This window comes from Bifidobacterium avesanii, assembly GCF_009299475.1.
In the GTDB taxonomy this organism is placed as follows: domain Bacteria; phylum Actinomycetota; class Actinomycetes; order Actinomycetales; family Bifidobacteriaceae; genus Bifidobacterium; species Bifidobacterium avesanii.
The window spans coordinates 1-19,667 of sequence record NZ_WBSN01000011.1 but is presented as its reverse complement, the minus strand read 5'-3'; the positions used below and the strand labels follow the sequence as shown (position 1 = coordinate 19,667).

Genomic DNA, 19,667 nt, shown 5'->3' with positions numbered 1-19,667 from the left:
TCTGTGCTCACGGGCGAATCGTATTGCGCGAATCGGGGGAGCCGTGCGCGAATCGCCGTGTTGAACGGTTCAATGAAAATTCCATGAAGGCATATGAAAGCGTTTTCTGAAGCGTTTCAGGCGTTCTGAACACATGTAAACATCAAGCATAAGCAGCCAATATTCCGCACCTTTAACAGTCTTTGATCGTTTCTGATCGTTTGCATTTAGTTGCATTCATGTTTTATGCTGAGTTCATCGTCGGCGGGTTCCGAAGTTGGGATCCAACGGCGGTGCGCATCAGCGATGATGCGGGGAATTCAGGAAACACAAGGTAGTGGAATCAGGGAGAGTATATGAACACAGGAAACGACTCCTTCCGCAAACGTGGCGGGGGAGGTGCCGCGCGTTCGCTTTCGAGGAAGGCGACGGTCGCGGTCGCGGCTCTGGCCATGTTCGCGCCGTTCGTCGTCTCGGGCACCGCGTACGCGGCCGACGCCCCGATCGACGTCGTGGTTAACGGCGCCGACGTGGCGACCGCGGCCAAGAGCGTCAACGGCCTGACTTTCAAGGGCTTCGGCGTGCTGAGCGCCAACTCCACCAGCTCGCTGCTGATGGACTACAAGGCCCAGAACCCGGAGGCCTACTGGCAGATGATCAACGTGCTGTTCGGCGGGGACAACCCGATCATGAACACCGTGAAGATCGAGATGGGCAACGACCAGAACACGTCGACCGGCCCGAACGCCGCCACCATGCGCTCCGCCACCGAGTACCCGAACGTGGCGCACGAGCCCGGCTTCCAGCTGGCCGCCGATGCACTCAAGGTCAACCCGAACGTCAAGGTGAGCATCCTGCGCTGGCGCTCGCCCGCCTGGGTCAAGAGCAACGACGACGTGTACCGCTGGTACAAGAACACCATCCTCGCCGTCTACCGCCAGTATGGCTACATGGTCGACTCCGTCAACCCGCACATCAACGAATCCGCCCCGGACCTCAACTGGACCAAGCAGTTCTCCGAAAAGGTCAAGAACGATCAGGACGGTTTCATCGGCGCCGGTGAAATCAAGGACCTCGACGGCAACGCCGTCCCGGCGTGGAGCAGCGACACCGAAAAGGAGCTCTTCCACAAGATCCGCACCGTCATCTCCGACGAGGTGAGCACCGGCTCCTTCGGCGACGACATGCTCAGTGACCCGGACCTGCTCAACGCCGTGGACATCGCCGGCTACCACTACAACACCGCCGATCAGGGCAACAACTTCAAGACCCTGGCCGACCAGTACGACAAGGAAGTCTGGAACTCCGAGGCACAGGCCACCTTCTCCGTGACCGCCGACCGCCCGAACAACACCATGGATCTCGGCTCCGGCGAGGGCAACGGCACCAACAACGGGCAGAACGACGGCACGTCCGGCACCGGCATCGGCGGCATCAACTCCGCCCTCGAAATGGCGAACACGTACGTCAAGGGCTTCACCAGCTCCCGCCGCACCAACTTCGTCTACCAGCCGGCCATCTCCGCGTTCTACGACGGCTTCCAGTACTCCTCCAAGGAAGTCATCACCATGCACGACCCGTGGAGCGGCGCCATCAACTGGGACGGCGCGCTCGCCGTGCTCGAACAGGTGTCCCGCTTCGCGAAGACCGGCTACGATACCGCAAACAACAACGCGGACATCTGGCGCGGCATCCCGAACGCGTCCCGGTCCGACATCACCGATGGCAACCCGCCCGGACGCGGCAGCTCGTGGAATTCCTCCCGCGGCGGCGCCACCAGCTACATGACGCTGGCCGCGCCCGACGCCTCCGACTTCTCCACCGTGATCGTCAACGATTCGCAGTACACCAAGACGTACCGCATCAAGGCCGAGGACATGAACCTCGGCGACGATCAGACGATGGAGCTGTGGGAGACCCGCGCCGCCGACGAGGGGCAGGCCTACGACGCCAACTACGTCAAGCCCTTCGCCGAGCTCACGCCCGGCGCCGACGGCTACTACGAGTTCCAGGTCAAGCCGTGGAGCATCGTGACCGCCACTACGCTCGACGACGCCGTGAAGGGCGCCGACGGCACGCTCACGGCCCGCGACGGCAAGGGCAGTCAGGTGCCCTCCAACAAGGAGTACGTGGAAGGCCAGGACTACGCGGTGCTCGACACCGACGAATCTGGCAAGAAGAACGGCGTCACCGATGACAGCACGCTGTACGCCGACGACTACGAGTACACCGGCAAGACGGTCGAATCCTACGATCCGAAGACCGGCAAGATGGTCACCGAGGACTTCCTCAAGTCCCGCGGCGGCGACACCGGTGCGACCCCGCTGTACACCAACGACACCAACGGCGCCTTCGAGGTCGTGAAGACCGCCGACGGCAACCACGTGCTGCGCCAGCAGGTCGGCCCTGGCATGGCCTACGGCTCGTGGAACGGCGGCGCATGGAACGGCGGCGACCCGGTCACCACGCTCGGTGACTACCGCTGGACTAACTACAAGGTCTCCGTGGACGTGCTGTTCGAGGCCGACGCCGGCAACGCGACGGTCGGCGCACGCCAGTGGGGCAACAGCTCCAACGGCAAGAACGACTCGCCCGCCCAGCTGCGCGTCACGCCCGACGGCTCGTGGGACCTCATGCGCTTCGGCACGGTGCTCCAGTCCGGCAAAGCGTCCGACATTGAGGGCGTGAACTTCAAGACCGGCGCGAACCAGTGGAACAACATCGCCGTGCAGGTGCTCGGCGACGTCTACACCGCGTACATCAACGGCGTCGAAGTGGCCTCCTACACCGACCCGCAGCCGCAGGCCAACGGCCGCGTGCAGCTCGGCTCCACCTTCAACTTCGTCCAGTTCGACAACCTGAAGGTCGAAACCGTTGACGGCGCCACGCCGTACTACACGGACCTGCTCGACAACATGCACCAGCGCAGCTGGGACGACAACTCCACCGCGCTGCTCACCTACAACGAGAAGTGGCAGCACCTCAACGGCCAGGGCATGTACGTCTACAAGCGCTCCGTCTCCAACTCCACCGGCAAGGGCGCGACCCTGACCTACACGTTCGACGGTACGGGCATCGACCTGCTCGGCGCCAACAACGGCGCGGCCAAGCTCAACGTGACGGTGGACGGCACCCAGATCGCCGCCTCCGCCCCGACCATCGCGTCCGACAACGGCAAGCCGACCACGTACGAGCTGCGCGGCCTCAAGAACGGCAAGCACACCGTGACGTTCGAGACCGCCGACGACAACGCGATCTCCATCGACGCCGTGGGCGTGGTCAAGGCCACCGACAACGATTCCGCGAAGGTGGACACCAAGGCGCTGTCCGACGCCATCGATTCCTACGCCGACCTCAGCGCCGACGAATGGAATCCGGACACGTGGGCCGTGTTTGCCGCCAACCTCGCCGAGGCCAAGGCCGCGCTCGCCGATCCGGCCGGCTACGGTCTGGACGCCGAAGGCGCCGCCGCGATCGTCGCCCGTCTGGCCACCGCCCGTCAGAATCTCGTGGACAAGTACATCAGCCCCGAGATCAAGCAGCTGGGCCTGACCGGCGCAGTCGCCAAGGGCGCCGATCTGCCGAAGACCGTGACGGTCGACGGCAAGGAATCCGCGGTGACATGGGATGCAACAGCCGCCGAGGCCGTGTCCAACGCCGGCGACTATACCCAGGCCACCATCACCGGTGTGACCGATGACAAGATCGACGGCACCTACCGCTACCGCGTCTCCGCAACCGTGGAGGTGCTGCCGTCCCTGAACATCGAGTACTTCATCGACTCCGGCGTGACCGGCGCCGACGGCTCGCCCGAGTACAACGCCGTCAAGGCCGCGATTCCGTCGCTGCGCAATGCAGTGGCCGACCAGAAGGCCGGCGACTGGGGCTACAGCGGCAACTCGGTCATCAAGGGCGGCGCGGATGTGAACGACAAGTACGCGACCGGCCTGTACGCCAACGGACAGACCCTTACGTACACGCTGCCGCTCGAAGCCGGCTCCTACAACCTCACCGCAGGCTTCACCGAATGGTGGACCGGCGAGAACCGCCCGATGAAGCTGCAGGTCACGTGGACCGAGGACGGCCAGACCAAGACGGTCGATGGCTCCCAACTTGCCAGCATCGGCACCGCGGGCAGGACGTCCAGCGGCAATGTGAGCTTCACGCTCGCCGCCGATGCCACCGTCACGTTCAACGTGCTCGCCAACGGCGGCAAGGATCCGGTCATCTCCTGGCTCGCCGTCGAGAAGCAGCCGGTCAGTCTCGGCACCGTCGCGGCCGTGGCAGGCGATGCGCTGCCGAAGACCGTCTCCTATGACGGCGCCGACGTCCCGGTCGCATGGAACACCGATTCCGTGGCCGCGTTTGCCGCCGCCGAACCGTACGACACCCTGACCCTCGCCGGTCAGGCCACCGTCAACGGCAAGGAGCAGACCGTCAAGGCCACCGTCGAGGTGATCCCGGACGGTCTGACCTACTACATCGACTCCGGCACCAACGGCGCCGACTCCCCGCAGTACACCGCGGTGAAGAACGCCGTGGAGCTGAAGAACGACAAGGTCGATCAGGTGTCCGAGTCCGCCGACCAGTGGGGCTACGTCAAGGACGGCGTGAACGTCAAGGGTTCCACCGACATCAACGACAAGTACTCCACGGGTCTGTGGCAGTCGAACGCCAAGCAGATCTACCGTCTGCCGCTGGAAGCCGGCACCTACACCCTCACCGGAGGTTTCGCCGAGTGGTGGGGCAAGAGCCGAAACATGTATCAGACGGTGAACGTCGACGGCAATGAACTTGCCAAGGGTTCGATCGCATTGAGCGGCAGCAATACACCGCTCAAGGAGTCTCTGACCTTCAAGCTCGACAAAGCCGCCACCGTGGAATACGTGGTGACCAACGAGGGCGCCGGCGGCGAGAAGCCCGTCATCTCCTGGCTGGCCGTGGCCGCCAAGCAGGTCGCCGACAAGACGGTCCTCAAGGCCGCCGTGGACGCCGCCGCCACGCGAAACGAGGCCGACTACACCGCCGATTCCTGGAAGGCCTTCGCCGCCGCGCTGAAGATCGCGCAGGATCTGCTGGCCAACGAGGACGCCGCGCAGTCCGATGTGGACGCCGCCGTGGCCGCCCTGTTCGACGCCGAGGCCAAGCTGGTCGAGGCCGAGCAGCCCGCGCCCACCGTCAACAAGGACGTGCTCAACGCCCTGCTCGCCGCCGCCGGCAAGCTCGCCGAGAAGGACTACACCGCGGATTCGTGGAAGCCGTTCTCCGAGGCGCTGGCCGCCGCGAAGAAGGTCGCCGCGGATGACGCCGCCGCGCAGGCTGATGTGGACGCCGCCGTGGCCGCACTGGCCAAGGCGCAGGGCGAACTCGTCGCCGCGGCGCCGGAGCCCGAGCCGACCCCGGTCGACAAGACCTCGCTCAACGCGGTCGTCAAGGCCGCCGAGGGCGTGGACCTGTCCGGCTACACCGAGGACTCCGCCAAGGCGTTCTCCGAGGCGCTGGCCGCCGCGAAGAAGGTCGCCGCGGATGACGCCGCCACGCAGACCGACGTCAACGCCGCCCTCGAAGCACTGGTCAAGGCGCAGGCTGGTCTGACGGTCAAGCCCGCCGAGAAGCCCGAGCCGACCCCGGCCGACCGCACGGCGCTCGGCGCCGCCGTGGCCTCCGCCGGCAAGCTTGCCGAAGCCGACTACACGGCCGCTTCGTGGAAGCCGTTCGCCGCCGCGTTGGCCGCCGCCAAGGCCGTGCCCGCCGACGCCGACCAAGCCGCCGTGAACAAGGCCTCCGCCGATCTGGTCAAGGCCCAGTCCGCGCTCGTGAAGCTGCTCAAGGTGGAAGGCCTCAAGGCCGCCATCGACAGCGCCGGCAAGCTCGCCGAGAAGGACTACACCGCGGATTCGTGGAAGCCGTTCTCCGAGGCGCTGGCCGCCGCGAAGGACACGCTGGCCGCCGCCGAGGCGTTCAACGGCGACGGGGCGAAGGCCCGCGCCGCCGCGCCGACCCAGGCCGATGTGGACAATGCGGTGAAGACGCTGGTCAAGGCGCAGGGCGAGCTGGTCAAGGTTGCGCCCGAGCCCACTCCGGAGCCCGAGCCGACGCCGGGCACCGTGGACAAGACCGCGCTCAAGGCCGTGGTCGACGCCGCAGCGAAGCTCGCCGAGAAGGACTACACCGCCGATTCCTGGAAGGCGTTCGCCTCCGCCCTGAAGTCCGCCAACGACGTGCTGGCGAACGACAAGGCCACGCAGCAGCAGGTGTCCGACGCGGCCTCCGCCCTGCTCGACGCAGCCGCCGGTCTGGCCAAGCCCGCCGCCGCGCAGCAGCGGAAGCCGGACAAGACGGTGCTTCAGGCGCTGGTCGACGCCGCGGCCGCCGCACAGGAGAAGGACTACACCGCCGCCTCCTGGAAGGCGTTCTCCGAGGCGCTGGCCGCCGCGAAGAACGTGCTGGCCGCGGATGACGCGACCCAGCAGCAGATCGCGGATGCCGGCAAGGCCCTCTTCCAGGCCTACGGCGCCCTCGCCAAGCCCGCCGCCACGCCCGAGACGCCCGATGTCCAGCCCGGCAACGGCGAACAGGACGAGACCGAGAAGGGCGAAGGCGCCGGCAACGGCGGCGACAACACCGTCAGCGGCAACGAGACGGTCGACACCAACGCCAACGGCGGCCAGTCCGGCAACACGGCTGACCAGTCCGGCACGGACAAGTCCGGCCAGACCGCGGGCGATCAGAAGACCGCCCAGCAGCAGTCCGACAAGTCCGGCCTGGCCTCGACGGGTGCCGCCGTGGCCGGCGTGGCCGCTCTGGCGCTGATCGCCGCCGCGTCCGGCGTCGTCCTGACGCTGGCTCGCCGCCGCCGCGACTGACCCCGGTCGGTCGTGAGGCCCGACGGCCATATATGAGGTAAGGCTTGCCCCTCCTCCCTAGGGTGGCCCGTGCGGAAGCGATTCCGCACGGGCCACCCGCTTTTATGCCTGCGCCGCGCCGCCGGTCCGCCGCGCCGGCCCTCCGCGACCGCCCGTCCACCCAGTGAGACGTTTTCCCATTCGCGCCCACTTCGTGGAACGGCCAAATTGTTACAAGGGTGTTTCGTGTTAGATTGATCACGGTTTGCAGGACAAAATCCTCGTGCGTAACGACCACAGGAAACATAACTTCACCAACAAACTCAAAGGAGTGCCAATCATGGCAGCAACTATCTGGTACGAGAAGGACGCCGACCTGTCCGTGTTCGATGGCAAGAAGGTCGCCATCCTCGGTTACGGCTCCCAGGGCCACGCCCACGCGCTGAACCTGCGCGACTCCGGCGTCGACGTGGTCGTCGGCCTGCGCCCGACCTCCAAGTCCGTCGAGTTCGCCAAGGAGCAGGGCCTTGAGGTCAAGCCGGTCGGCGAGGCCGTCGCCGAGGCCGACGTGGTCATGATCCTGCTGCCCGATCAGTACCAGGCCAAGGTCTACGAGTCCGAGGTCGAGCCGAACCTGAAGCCGGGCGCCGCCCTGGCCTTCGCCCACGGCTTCAACATCCACTACGGCTACATCAAGCCGTCCGCCGACCACCCGGTCTTCATGGTCGCCCCGAAGGGCCCGGGCCACATCGTGCGCCGTGAGTACGCCGCCGGCCGTGGCGTCCCGGTCGTCGTGGCCGTCGAGCAGGATCCGGACGGCAAGACCTGGCCGCTGTGCCTCGCCTACGCCAAGGCCCTCGGCGCCCTGCGCGCCGGCGCCATCAAGACTACGTTCAAGGAGGAGACCGAGACCGATCTCTTCGGCGAGCAGAACGTCCTCATGGGCGGCATCAACCACCTGTGCGACATGGGCTTCGACGTGCTGACCGAGGCCGGCTACCAGCCGGAGATCGCCTACTTCGAGGTCTTCCACGAGCTCAAGATGCTCGTCGACCTGGCCAACGAGGGTGGCCTGAACAAGGCCCGCTGGTCCTGCTCCGACACCGCCCAGTACGGCGACTACACCTGCACCGTGATCAACGAGGAGACCAAGAAGCGCATGGAGTACCAGCTCAAGCGCATTCAGGACGGCTCCTTCGCCAAGGAGTTCATGGACGATCAGGCCGCCGGCGCCCCGAAGTTCAAGGCCCTGCAGGAGAAGTTCTCCCACCCGCACCTGGAGACCGTCGGTCCGAAGCTGCGCGCCATGTTCTCCTGGAACAACGGCCCGGCCAAGGACGCCGACGAGGCCAACTCCTTCACCGGCAAGATCGCCCGCGCCCAGGTTCAGGAGTGAGTGTGACGATCCGTTCGTGATCGCGCTTGCGTGACCGCGCGGATCGCGTAGATCTTCACAAGCCGCCGTTTCTCCGTTCATCCGGAGGAACGGCGGCTTTTTAATACATACGCACATCGCCGTGCTAGCGTGGGCGGTATGGGACAGGAATCAAAGGAATTTGACTTTTACGCGGCGGGGCCGTTCTTCAACGACCGCGAGGTGGCCAGCATGGAACGGCTTGAAGCGGTGTTGGAATCGCATGGCAGGAAGCTGTTCAAGCCGCGGTTCGTCAGTGAAATCGACGAGGTGGGTCCGCGCAAGTGCTTCGAGGACGACTGTGCCGGCATACTCGCCTCACGCGCGGTGATCGCCAATCTCATCGACGACGATCCGGGCACCATGTTCGAAATCGGCTTCGCGCACGGCCACGGCATCCCCGTCTATGCGTATCTGGACGGGCTCACGGCCGAAACCACGGTGAACCTCATGATCGCGCAGGCGGTGGATGCGGTGTTCTCCGGCCCCGACGACCTCGCCCGGTGGCTGGAAACCGGCGTCCACGAGGAACCGGCGTTCAGGCAGTTCTAGCGTTCTCGCGGCTCCGGATCTATGCTTCGGCGGCGATGTGCGTTTGCAGGGCGCGCTCGAAGCGGTCGGCGTCGAGGGGCAGCGTGACGGTCCGATCCTCCCATGCGGACAGATAGGCGGCGTCGGCGATCTCCAAAGACCGTATGCCGGACTCCAACGTGGCAACCGGCTCCACCGCGTCTTTCTGGTCCCGGCCCCGACTCCGACTTTGGCCCTGGCTGCGCACGGCGACGGCGAAATTCTCCATGAGCGCCCAATACGCCGCCCACCCGTCCGGCTCCGGCAGCGTTTCCTCGCGGTATTCGACGCCCAGTTCGGAGGCGTTGAAGCAGGTGGTTTCACGGCGATAGTCGGCCGTGTCCCGGTCGTAGCGCCAGATGCGCAGCAAGTCGCCCTCCATCACCAGCTGACCGCGCGTGCCCTGCACGTCGAGCCGCGTCTCGCCCACGCCCTCGCCGGTGGTGATGATGAACGTGCCGGTCATGCGGTTCGGATACGTCATGACCAGCGTGGACTCGTCGTCCACCGCAAAATCGTTGTACTTGCCGAACGGGATCGTGGCGTGCACCGTGCTTGGCATACCGAACAGCCATTGCCACAGGTCCAGAATGTGCGGCCCCTGACTGACCAGCACGCCGCCGCCCTCATGCGCCCAGCTGCTGCGCCACGGCCGAGAATGATGGTAGGCGACCGTGCGGAAGTACTGCGAATCCACGAGTTGCGCACGCCGGATCTCGCCCAGTGCGCCGGACCGGATGAGCTCGCGGATGCGGCGATGACGGGCGAACATGCGCTGCTGGAAGATCATGGCGCACACGAGATCAGGCGCATTGGCCCGTGCGGTGGCCAGCATGGGCTCGCATTGCTTCACGGACTTGCCGGCGGGCTTGTCGCACAGCACGTGCTTGCCGTGGCGCAGCGCCTGCTCAACGAGCGCGGGATGGGATTCCTGCGGCGTCACGATGAGCACGGCGTCGAACAGCGTGGTTTCGGCATCTCCTGTTGCGGCTCCTGTTGCGGCTCCGGTTGCATCGGCGTCGGCAGCGTACAGCGCGTCGGCCGTAGGCGCGACGAAGACGCCATCGCCCAGCGTCTCGCGGACCCACCGCGTGGTTTCCTCATGCCGGGACACCACGGCCGTGATGCTGAGCGGGGAGCCTGCACAATTCGTGCGATCCACGCCAGCCGTGCGATCCGTGCGATTCGCGGCGTGCTCGCCGATCAGCCGCGCGTAATTCCGCCCCATGCTTCCCGCGCCGATGAGCGCCAATCGAACCGGCCGTTGGGCGGGCTGACGATCCTCCATGTTGCCGCTCCTCTCTGAGCTGTGATAATGCCATGGGCCTTATGTCCGGCGATCATTTCGCCGTGCTCGGTCGTATTGGCCATCGCCATCGCCATCGCATTAAACATTGGATGAGATGCCGGACATTTGCGGCCCATTCCATGTCTCGCGTCGCAGCCCATGTCGGCATTGGAAGCAATGTGCGTCTCGCCTCGCATCCAAAAACAAAAGCGGATGCGGATTGAGACATGGATGTGCCGCTCTGCGTCTCAAACCGCCACCCATTTTGACTTTGGATGCGATTCGAGACAGCACTAGCCCCTCACGTGTCTCGCATCGCATCCACAAATAAAAACGGATGCGGATTGAGACGCAAACAAATACTGCCGTGTCTCAAACCGCATCCGAAAGTGCGAATGCGTCTGCAATGACGCCCGCAATTACTCCTCGGTGGAGGCGTCTTCGGCGGCGGAGGCCTTGCGGCGGCCGCGGTGCTTCATGGTGCCGGCCACGGCCTCGTCCACGGCAAAGATCACGGCCTTCTCGCGCGGGTAGTCGTTGCCTTCGACGGACTTGTAGGACACTTCGCCCTCCGGGGCCTTGTCCAGCGGGAAGTAGCGCAGCACGGCCTCGAGCACAAGCGGGGTCTTGATGGACACGGACGTGGTCTGCTTGCCTTCAGGCTTGCTGAACTTCACGGCGTTCGGATCGTCCTTCTCGCACGGGGTGACGGCGATGCGGCGGGTGCGCTCGTTGATGAGCACTTTGGCGTACGCCGGGTAATCCAGCGCCTCGGCGGTGGCTTTGTTGAATCGAATGGCGGTTTCCGTGACGGTCATGACGGTCTTCAGAGGCGGAACGGTGAGGTTGATTTCGCTGAATCCCTGCAGCAATGCGGCCATGATATGCGCTCCTTCATCATGCATGCGAACAAATGATTTCAACGTCAGTATAACATCGCTTTTACGGGATGTTATTCACGAGGGTTAGCAGTTTCTTTTAATGCAAAGTATTGTGCTGGGAATATCGCTCGATAAAGACAATACAAAGATATTCGAATAGACGAAGACTATGCAGGGGGATATTGCATTAGTTTTACAGTTTGGCAATGTGCACTGATGTCCGCCGCTACATCGGCGATGATGGCGACGGCATATAAAAAATCCCGGGAACCTTGCGATTCCCGGGATTTTTGGAAACCCTGAAGTTAGATCAGAACAATGCTAATTTCAGCGGGCGTTCTGCTTGCGAACGGCCAGGGCAGCGGCACCGGCGGCGACCAGCAGGACGGCGGCAACCGCGTACGGAGCGACAGAAGCACCGGTCTGGGCCAGACCAGCGGACTCGGAGGAGGTGGTGCCAGCGGTGGTGTTCTCACCAGCGCCGGTGGCCGGAACCTCGGCCGGAGTGCTGTAGGTCTTGCCGGAAGTGGCGCCCTTGGCCACGACGGTCACGGTGCCACCGTTGGCGAGAGCCTTCTGGGTCAGGGTGAGCTTGAGGTTCAGGGCGCCCTGAGCGTCGGCCTTGAACGTGTAAGTCTTGTTGGCGACCTGCACGACGTTGGACACGTAGTCGGTGTCAACCGTGACGTTCACGGTCTCGTACGGATCAAACGCACCGGCCTTGTAGGACACGGTGACGGTGTTGCCGGCCACGGTGGCTGCACCGTAGTCCTCGGCGAAAGCAGCGGTGGTGCCGGCGCTAACGGCAAACAGCGCGGCCACGGCGGCGACGACCGCCATGATCTTCTTCTTCAGTCCCTTCATGGGTAACTCCTTAATGCGTTGGGGGGCATGCAACAACCCTCATTGCTTTGTGCAGTTATGCGAAAGGCATCTCGAATGAGGTGTTCCCCCTTACGCGTGCTCTACCATACCACGTCTGCCGACAACTGAGAATCCTCTAAATGACGGCTAAATGAACGATTTGTGACTTGGGAGACAAAATTCATCAAGGGGGCATCGGCATATGCCCTCTTAAAAATCCCCCCTTTTGGCGTCATTCCGGGCGTGTCGTCCTATCGGACCGCCAAGGCGATGGCGTTCAGCGCGGTCACGATCTCGTTGTGCGCCGTGATGAACGCCGGCGTGTCCTTGCCCTGCGGATCGGCCACATCGTGGACGGGCGGCAGGAGGGGACGCGCCAGATCGGCGTTGGCGATCACCGACTCCAACCGTGCGGCGGGAGATCCGCCCCGCACGTAGCCGGCCTTGGCGCAGTAGGAGCAGGCGTTGGCGAAGTCGGGCAGCACGAACGTGCGGCGGTGCTTGGCCGGCGCCATGGTCACGATGTCGGCGCGCTGGGCCTTTTCAAAGCAGAGAATAAGGTCGGCGTCCTGCGCGATGGCGGGCGTGAGCCGGCGGGAGCGGAAGGCGCTCGGGTCGATGCCGTCGTGCCGCATGAGCTCGCCGGAGTGCTTGGCTATGGGATGGTCGATCAGGCCGTGCGTGCCCGCCGAGCGCACGGTAATGGCGGGGTCGGCGATGAACCGCGGGAACAGCAGCTCGCCCATCGGGGATCGGCAGATGTTGCCGGTGCATACGAATAGGATCTTCACGCGCACGATTGTAGGTCGTTTGCGACGGCCCGTCGTCGTAGGATGCGAAGCGGATGCGCAAAGCGACACGAAGCGAGGTCGGCATGGGTGATCTGGATACGGTGCAGATGGCGGCGGTGATCGTCGGCGTGCTGCTGGCGGCGGTCGGCGTGTGGGTGTGGGGCTACCACACGGGATGCATGGTCGAGGAGGAACGCAGCCGCGAGGAACTGCGCCGCATGGGGGAGGAGTCGTCGCTGTTCGGCGAGGACGTGCCGGTGCGCGAGGCGGAGCGTGGGCTGATCGAGGTGATGCCGAGCGCCGTGGTGATCGCGGACGTGCACGGTATGGTCCGTTATTACAGTCCCGGCGCGCGCCAGCTCGGCGTGGTGCAGGGCGGATGGCTGTCGTCGCGCGAGGTGGAGGACATCATCACGCAGGCCGCCGAGGACGGCGAGATCCTCCAGCGCGAGGTGGACATGCCGATCAACTATCCGGCCGGCGTGCGCCCGCGCCCGGAGATGAGCGGCAAGGGCATCAAGGCGGGGGACAAGGCGCCGAGCGACACGCTGCACCTGCGCATCCGCGCGGGCCGCATCACCGAGCAGCTGTACGCCGTGCTCATCGAGGACATCAGCGAGCAGCGCCGCTTCGAGGCCATGCGCCGCGACTTCGTCACCAACGTGTCGCACGAGCTCAAGACCCCGGCCGGGGCGATCAGTCTGCTCGCGGAGACCATCACGGACGCCGCCGACGATCCGGACATGGTCCGCTACTTCTCCGGGCGCATCACCAAGGAGTCCGCGCGCCTGACGGAGATGGTCAAGCGCCTCATCGACCTGCAGAAGGCTCAGAACAGTCAGGCGCTCAACCTGTCCGCGGCGAATGTGTCCGTGCTCAAGGTGGTGCGCGAGGCCGTGCAGGAGAACGCCGTGCAGGCGTCCAACAAGCACATCCGCGTGAACATCTCGTTCGACGGAACCCCCGTGGCGCCCACCGCTGCGGAGGCCGCGCAGCGCGACGAGCATGGCGACGCGACCGTGTTCCTCGACGAGGAGGCGCTCACCACCGCCGTGAAGAACCTCGTGGAGAACGCCGTGCGCTATTCGCCCGAGCACACCACGATCGGCGTGGGCGTGGCCGTGGCGGGCGGCAAGGTCACCATCCGCGTGGTCGATCAGGGCATCGGCATCCCCGCGGATTCGCTCGACCGCATCTTCGAGCGCTTCTACCGCGTGGATCCGGCCCGCTCCCGCGCCACGGGCGGCACCGGTCTGGGGCTTGCGATCGTGAAGCACTGCGTGCAGGAGTGCGGCGGCACCATCTCGGTGTGGTCGCGCGAGGGGGAAGGGTCCACCTTCACCATCGAGCTGCCCGAGGCCAAGAATGCCGCGGATACCAAAACGGAGCAAGCTCCCGCCGGCGCGTGAATTCACGCCGCATGAGGTCGGAAATCGGCGGCGGCGTTCAATGGGTCGCCGAAGGATCTCCAAAAGGTCGGCGAAGAGATGTGCAGTGGGCGTGGAACGCACGCCAAAACATAAAAAACTACGTGGTTTTTATAGCGACAATGTAGCTCCTGACGGACGTTTGACCAAGCTCACGAATAAGGCGAACGGAACGTGAATCCGCGGTGGCTCCGGTGGGTATGATGGGTGGCGGATTCATGAACGCCGCGTCTGCCGGACGAAACCGGGAGGGGCCGAACCGGGCGGAAGCGCGGGAGAAGGAGAGCATCGGAAGCATGACTCGCATTCTGATCGTCGAGGACGAGGAGTCGTACAGGGAGCCGCTGGTGTACCAGCTGCACCGCGAGGGATTCGAAGTGTCGGCCGCGGCGACCGGCGAGGAGGGGCTTGAGCTGTTCACCAAGGGCGGCATCGATCTGGTGCTGCTCGACCTCATGCTGCCGGGGCTCGACGGCACGTCCCTGTGCCGCCGCATCCGCGAGCAGAGCCGCGTGCCGATCATCATGCTCACCGCCAAGAGCGCGGAGATCGACAAAGTGGTGGGCCTCGAGATCGGCGCGGACGACTATGTGACCAAGCCGTACTCGTTCCGCGAGCTGCTGGCCCGCATCCGCGCGGTGCTGCGCCGCAACCAGGGCGGCTCGCTGGCGCCCGGCGGCGACGAAGACATGCCCCTGAAGTGCGGCGACGTCTCCATGCTCGTGGGACAGCATCAGGTGCTGGTGCGCGGCGAGACCGTGTTCTTCCCGCTCAAGGAGTTCGAGCTGCTCGAGTACCTCATGCAGAACAAGGGACGCGTGATGACCCGCCATCAGCTCATCGACCGCATTTGGGGATCCGACTACGTGGGCGACACCAAGACCCTCGACGTGCACGTCAAGCGCGTGCGCTCCAAGATCGAGGAGGACCCGGCGCACCCCAAGTACCTGACGACCGTGCGCGGCCTCGGCTACAAGATCGACGAGCCGGAGGCCGAGTAAGTCGTTTCGCGGCCCAATTCGCCGGCGTCCGGGCGCGTGAACGCAACAACGTAGTTGAACGCTCACAGCGGCGGACGCCGGCGATCGCATCTACGCGCAGAGTGATCGAAAACTGTTCATCTTCCGTTCACCATTTTTGGATTTCACCCCCTCGCCGCGCCTTTAGGCTTGGATGTGTCATGAGAAAGGCGGCTCGGGTCCCGGGCCGTCGACAATAGATAGAGGGAAACAAGAATGCGCAAGATTGTGATTCGTTCCATTGCCGCCGTGGCTTCCATTGCCGCGATGGCCTCTCTCGCCGCCTGCGGTGACAACACTTCCACGAGCGGCAACACCGCCTCCGGCTCCAACTCTTCCTCCTCCGAGCTGTCCGGCGAGTTCCAGGGCAAGGGCGCGTCCTCCCAGAAGACCGCCGTCCAGACTTGGACCAACGCCTTCCAGGACGCCAACCCCAACGTCAAGATCGGTTATGATCCGTCCGGTTCCGGCGCCGGCGTGACCGCCTTCCTGCAGGGCTCCGCCGCTTGGGCCGGCTCCGATGCCGCCCTGACCGCCGATCAGGTCAAGCAGTCCTCCGACAAGGCCTGCGCCGCCGGCACCACCGCGTTCGACGTGCCGGTCTACGTGTCCCCGATCGCCGTGATCTTCAACCTCGACGGCATCTCCGGCCAGGACAAGCACCTCAACCTCGACGCCGCGACCATCGCCAAGATCTTCGACGGCAAGATCACCAAGTGGAACGACTCGGCCATCACCGAGCAGAACCCCGGCGTCAACCTGCCCGCCAAGGACATCACCGTGGTCCACCGCTCCGATAAGTCCGGCACCACCAAGAACTTCCTCGACTACGTGCAGAAGGCCGGCGGCAAGGACAACTGGAACTACGAGGTCGGCGAGAACTGGCCGAACGAGGTCGGCCAGGCCGCCAAGGGCACCGATGGTGTGGTGAACACCGTCAAGCAGGCCGACGGCACCATCGGTTACGCCGACGGCTCCGCCGTTGGTTCCCTCGGCACCGTGGCCGTCAAGGTCGGCGAGAAGTACGTCGCCTACAACGAGGAGGGCTCCGCCGCCAAGACGCTGGACGACTCCCAGCTTGACTCCTCCGCCGAGGGTGCGAACCGCGTGGTTGTGAACATCAACCGCACCACCTCCGCCGACGGCGCCTACCCGGTCATCCTGGTCTCCTACATGATCGCCTGCCCGTCCTACCAGAACGACAAGAACGACACCGCCAAGTTCGTCAAGTCCTGGCTGACCTACGTCACCTCCGACGAGGGCCAGAAGGCCGCCGCCGAGGACGCCGGTTCCTCCCCGATTTCGGACACCCTGCGCGCCAAGGTGACCGAGTCCATCAACGCCATCAAGTGAGCTTTGCTCATCCGCTGACACCGCAGTCCGCTTGATCAGGGACCTTCCCCGAGCGGGCTGCGGTTTCGCGGATAAGCAGCGATATAAGGAGAACCCGTGAGTTCACAAGACAAGGCTGCCGTGGAGCCCGCGACCGGCAAGACCGCCGACAAGGTCTTCCGTGGCGTCGTCTATGCGTGCGGCATCATGATTTTCGTGGTCCTCGGCGCGGTGACGCTCTTCCTGCTCTACCGTGCGTGGCCGCTCATCGGCGGTGACCAGTCCGCCAACTCCGAGACCATCAACACGCTGACCGGCGGCAAGGCCACCAACTTCTGGCAGTACGTCGGCCCGCTGCTGTTCGGCACCGTGCTCGTCGCAGCCCTCGCGCTGATTCTGGCCTTCTTCGTCTCCCTCGGCATCGCATTGTTCATCTCGCACTACGCGCCGAAGAAGCTGGCCACCGTACTGAGCTCGGTCGTGGACCTGCTCGCCGCCATCCCCTCCGTTATCTACGGTCTGTGGGGCGGTATCATCCTCGTGCCGGCCATCTACCCGTTCTGGAACTGGGTGGCCACCTACCTCGGATGGATCCCGATCTTCGCCGGTCCGGCCGCGAACCCGTCCCGCACCGTCGCAACCGTGGCCGTGGTGCTCGCCGTGATGATCCTGCCGATCATCACCTCCGTGTCGCGCGACATCTTCCTGCAGACCCCGCGCCTGCAGCAGGAGGCCGCGCTGGCGCTCGGCGCCACCAAGTGGGAAATGATCAAGCTCGCCGTGCTTCCGTTCGGCAAGTCCGGCATCGTGTCGGCCTCCATGCTCGGCCTCGGCCGCGCACTCGGCGAGACGATGGCCGTGCTCATGATTCTTTCCCCCGGCCTCAATTACTCGTTCAAACTGCTGCAGGCTTCGCAGAGCCAGACGATCGCCGCGAACATCGCCGCCCAGTACCCTGAGGCGGACGACCTTGGCGTGTCGGTGCTGATCGGCACCGGTCTGGTGCTGTTCGTGCTGACCTTCGTGGTCAACTACATCGCCCGCAAGATCACCGATAAGGCAGGTGTCTGATGGCTGAAGCGGCAAAGAAGAGCTCGATGGACGGCGCGCCCGTCATCGACTTCGACAAGTTCAAGCCGACCCGTTCGTTCATCGCGGCGCGCAAGCGCAAGAACGCGATCATGCAGGCGCTCATCGTGATCGCCTTCATCATCGCCCTGATCCCGCTGATCTCCGTGCTGTGGACCACCATCGCGGACGGCTTCCAGCGTCTGAACCTGGACTTCCTGTCCCACAACATGAAGGGCATCTCCGGCGGCAAGCCGTCCCCCTCCGGCGGCTACGGCGGCGTGCTCCACGCCATCATCGGCACGCTTGAGGTGACCTTCGGCTCGATGGTCATCTCCATCCCGATCGGCCTGCTGTGCGCGGTCTACCTCGTCGAGTACGCCCATGGCGGCAAGCTCGCGAAGTCCATCTCCCTGCTCGTCGACGTGATGAGTGGCATCCCGTCCATCGTCGCCGGCCTGTTCGCCTTCTCGATGTTCACCATCCTGGGCGGCCCCGGCACGATCAACGGCTTCGAAGGCTCGGTCGCACTGTCCCTGCTCATGATGCCGACCGTGGTGAAGACCAGCGAGGAAATGCTCAAGATCGTCCCCGGCGACCTGCGCGAGGCCTCCTACGCACTGGGCGTCACCAAGCAGCGCACGATCACCAAGATCGTCCTGAGGACGGCCCTGCCGGGCATCGTCTCCGGCGCGATCCTCGCCATCGCGCGAGTCATCGGCGAAACCGCCCCGCTGCTTATGACCGCCGGCTACATCAGCTCCACGAACTTCAACCTGTTCTCCGGCCAGATGACCACGCTGCCTGTGTACGTGTACCAGGAGTACAGCACCATGGCCGTGGTCTGCACCAAGAGCGCCGGCGCCGCCTGCGTCCCCACGATCCCGACCGAGCGCGCATGGGCCGCCGCCCTCGTGCTGATCGTCATCGTGCTTCTGCTCAACCTGCTGGGCCGTCTGGTCGCCAAGATCTTCGCGGTCAAGACCGAACAGTGATTCGACTCTAGGAACAAAACCAAAGGAACCATAATGGGACAGCGTATTGATGTCAACCATTTGAACGTCTACTACGGCAACTTCCTGGCCGTCGAAGACGTGAACATGCACATTGAGGCCAACAAGGTCACCGCCTTCATCGGCCCCTCCGGCTGTGGCAAGTCCACCGTGCTGCGCACCCTCGACCGCATGCACGAGATCATCCCCGGCGCCCACTGCAAGGGCGAGGTCCTGCTCGAAGGCAAGAACCTCTACGCCGACGACGTGGATCCCGTGGCCGTGCGCCGCGACGTGGGCATGGTGTTCCAGCGCCCGAACCCGTTCCCCACGATGTCCATCCGTGAGAACGTGCTCGCCGGCGTTCGCCTGAACAACCGCAAGATCTCCAAGTCCGACGCCGACGACCTCGTCGAGTGGGCGCTTCGCGGCGCCAACCTGTGGCAGGAGGTCAAGGACCGTCTGGACAACCCGGGCATTGGCCTGTCCGGCGGCCAGCAGCAGCGTCTGTGCATCGCCCGCGCCGTGGCCGTGCACCCTCAGGTGCTGCTCATGGACGAGCCCTGCTCCGCCCTTGACCCGATCTCGACGCTCGCCGTCGAGGACCTGATCAACGAGCTGAAGGGCGAGTACACGATCGTGATCGTGACCCACAACATGCAGCAGGCCGCCCGTATCGCCGACTTCACGGGCTTCTTCAACCTGAAGGCCGTGGGCCAGCCGGGCCACCTCGAGTACTTCGCGGACACCACCACGATGTTCAACAACCCGCAGAACGAAGAGGCCGAGCGCTACATCACCGGTCGCTTTGGCTGATCCTTATATGAAAAAGCCCCGCTTCGGCGGGGCTTTTTCATATAACGGCTCTTCGCATTTTGGTGTGTAGGGGTGGTGGTTAGAGGTGGGTTTGGATGGCGTGTTTGAATCCGCCGGTGTGGAGCAGGCTTCTGGTGATGTAGTTGTCGAGGTTGCGGAATCCGAGGGCGATGCCTCTGAGGGTTTCGAGTCGGCCGTTGACGGCCTCGGTGGGCCCGTTCGCCCCGTGGGGGTGGTCGAAGAACGCGAGGATATCGCTCATGCGTCGTTTGAGGGTGCGGCCGAGCGTGGCGAGTTCGGGGCATCCTGGTGTCGCGCCTTTGACGGCGAGGGATTCGATGAGTTCGGCCATCATGCCCCGGCCTTTCCTGCGGTCTTCCT

15 protein-coding genes are annotated in these 19,667 nt (G+C 64.6%); 10 read left to right on the top strand and 5 right to left on the bottom strand.

Annotated elements, in window-relative coordinates; translation table 11 throughout:
* The first annotated feature begins 335 nt into the window (after window positions 1-335).
* The 3 genes from DSM100685_RS06835 to DSM100685_RS06825 all read left to right on the top strand — a co-directional run bounded on the left by DSM100685_RS06835 (window position 336) and on the right by DSM100685_RS06825 (window position 8,790).
* Entirely contained in the window at window positions 336-6,845 is a 6,510-nt protein-coding gene (locus DSM100685_RS06835; RefSeq protein ID WP_152350608.1) for a 3-keto-alpha-glucoside-1,2-lyase-like domain-containing protein, read from the top strand.
* A gap of 319 nt (window positions 6,846-7,164) precedes the next feature.
* Window positions 7,165-8,220 (top strand): ketol-acid reductoisomerase, encoded by a 1,056-nt coding sequence (gene ilvC / locus DSM100685_RS06830; protein ID WP_152350607.1) that lies wholly within the window; start codon window positions 7,165-7,167, stop codon window positions 8,218-8,220.
* Between the two features lie 138 nt (window positions 8,221-8,358).
* Entirely contained in the window at window positions 8,359-8,790 is a 432-nt protein-coding gene (locus DSM100685_RS06825; RefSeq protein WP_152350606.1) for a nucleoside 2-deoxyribosyltransferase, read from the top strand.
* A gap of 19 nt (window positions 8,791-8,809) precedes the next feature.
* On the opposite strand, the gene DSM100685_RS06820 is transcribed toward DSM100685_RS06825, so the two are convergent.
* Window positions 8,810-10,096 carry a Gfo/Idh/MocA family protein gene (locus tag DSM100685_RS06820; RefSeq protein WP_152350605.1) on the bottom strand — a complete coding sequence of 429 codons (1,287 nt, stop codon included), beginning with the start codon at window positions 10,094-10,096 and terminating at the stop codon, window positions 8,810-8,812.
* Between the two features lie 41 nt (window positions 10,097-10,137).
* On the opposite strand from DSM100685_RS06820, the gene DSM100685_RS06815 reads away from it, so the two are divergent.
* Window positions 10,138-10,320 (top strand): hypothetical protein, encoded by a 183-nt coding sequence (locus DSM100685_RS06815; protein ID WP_152350604.1) that lies wholly within the window; start codon window positions 10,138-10,140, stop codon window positions 10,318-10,320.
* Between the two features lie 195 nt (window positions 10,321-10,515).
* Here the strand turns inward: DSM100685_RS06815 and DSM100685_RS06810 are convergent, their stop codons facing one another.
* The 3 genes from DSM100685_RS06810 to DSM100685_RS06800 all read right to left on the bottom strand — a co-directional run bounded on the left by DSM100685_RS06810 (window position 10,516) and on the right by DSM100685_RS06800 (window position 12,632).
* The gene (locus tag DSM100685_RS06810; RefSeq protein ID WP_152350603.1) at window positions 10,516-10,977 is read right to left on the bottom strand and encodes a hypothetical protein; all 462 of its coding nucleotides are present in this window, start codon (window positions 10,975-10,977) and stop codon (window positions 10,516-10,518) included.
* Between the two features lie 327 nt (window positions 10,978-11,304).
* Window positions 11,305-11,841 carry a hypothetical protein gene (locus DSM100685_RS06805; protein ID WP_239512699.1) on the bottom strand — a complete coding sequence of 179 codons (537 nt, stop codon included), beginning with the start codon at window positions 11,839-11,841 and terminating at the stop codon, window positions 11,305-11,307.
* 251 nt (window positions 11,842-12,092) lie between these two features.
* Window positions 12,093-12,632 (bottom strand): arsenate reductase/protein-tyrosine-phosphatase family protein, encoded by a 540-nt coding sequence (locus tag DSM100685_RS06800; RefSeq protein WP_152350602.1) that lies wholly within the window; start codon window positions 12,630-12,632, stop codon window positions 12,093-12,095.
* A gap of 92 nt (window positions 12,633-12,724) precedes the next feature.
* On the opposite strand from DSM100685_RS06800, the gene DSM100685_RS06795 reads away from it, so the two are divergent.
* The 6 genes from DSM100685_RS06795 (at window position 12,725) to pstB (ending at window position 19,286) form a co-directional block, all read left to right on the top strand.
* Window positions 12,725-14,041 (top strand): sensor histidine kinase, encoded by a 1,317-nt coding sequence (locus tag DSM100685_RS06795; protein WP_420837380.1) that lies wholly within the window; start codon window positions 12,725-12,727, stop codon window positions 14,039-14,041.
* A 314-nt stretch (window positions 14,042-14,355) separates the two neighbouring features.
* Window positions 14,356-15,060: a response regulator transcription factor gene (locus tag DSM100685_RS06790; protein ID WP_152350601.1), complete on the top strand. Its 705-nt coding sequence runs from the start codon at window positions 14,356-14,358 to the stop codon at window positions 15,058-15,060.
* A 234-nt stretch (window positions 15,061-15,294) separates the two neighbouring features.
* The gene (gene pstS / locus DSM100685_RS06785; protein ID WP_152350600.1) at window positions 15,295-16,431 is read left to right on the top strand and encodes a phosphate ABC transporter substrate-binding protein PstS; all 1,137 of its coding nucleotides are present in this window, start codon (window positions 15,295-15,297) and stop codon (window positions 16,429-16,431) included.
* A gap of 96 nt (window positions 16,432-16,527) precedes the next feature.
* Window positions 16,528-17,481, top strand: a complete 954-nt coding sequence (gene pstC / locus DSM100685_RS06780; RefSeq protein ID WP_152350599.1) for a phosphate ABC transporter permease subunit PstC — start codon at window positions 16,528-16,530, stop codon at window positions 17,479-17,481.
* The gene (gene pstA, locus DSM100685_RS06775; RefSeq protein ID WP_163201029.1) at window positions 17,481-18,473 is read left to right on the top strand and encodes a phosphate ABC transporter permease PstA; all 993 of its coding nucleotides are present in this window, start codon (window positions 17,481-17,483) and stop codon (window positions 18,471-18,473) included. Before pstC ends, pstA begins: the two co-directional genes overlap by 1 nt.
* 33 nt (window positions 18,474-18,506) lie before the next feature.
* Entirely contained in the window at window positions 18,507-19,286 is a 780-nt protein-coding gene (pstB, locus tag DSM100685_RS06770; RefSeq protein ID WP_152350598.1) for a phosphate ABC transporter ATP-binding protein PstB, read from the top strand.
* A 79-nt stretch (window positions 19,287-19,365) separates the two neighbouring features.
* Here the strand turns inward: pstB and DSM100685_RS06765 are convergent.
* On the bottom strand, window positions 19,366-19,667 hold a 302-nt coding region (locus DSM100685_RS06765; RefSeq protein WP_240811893.1), incomplete at its 5' end, for a transposase.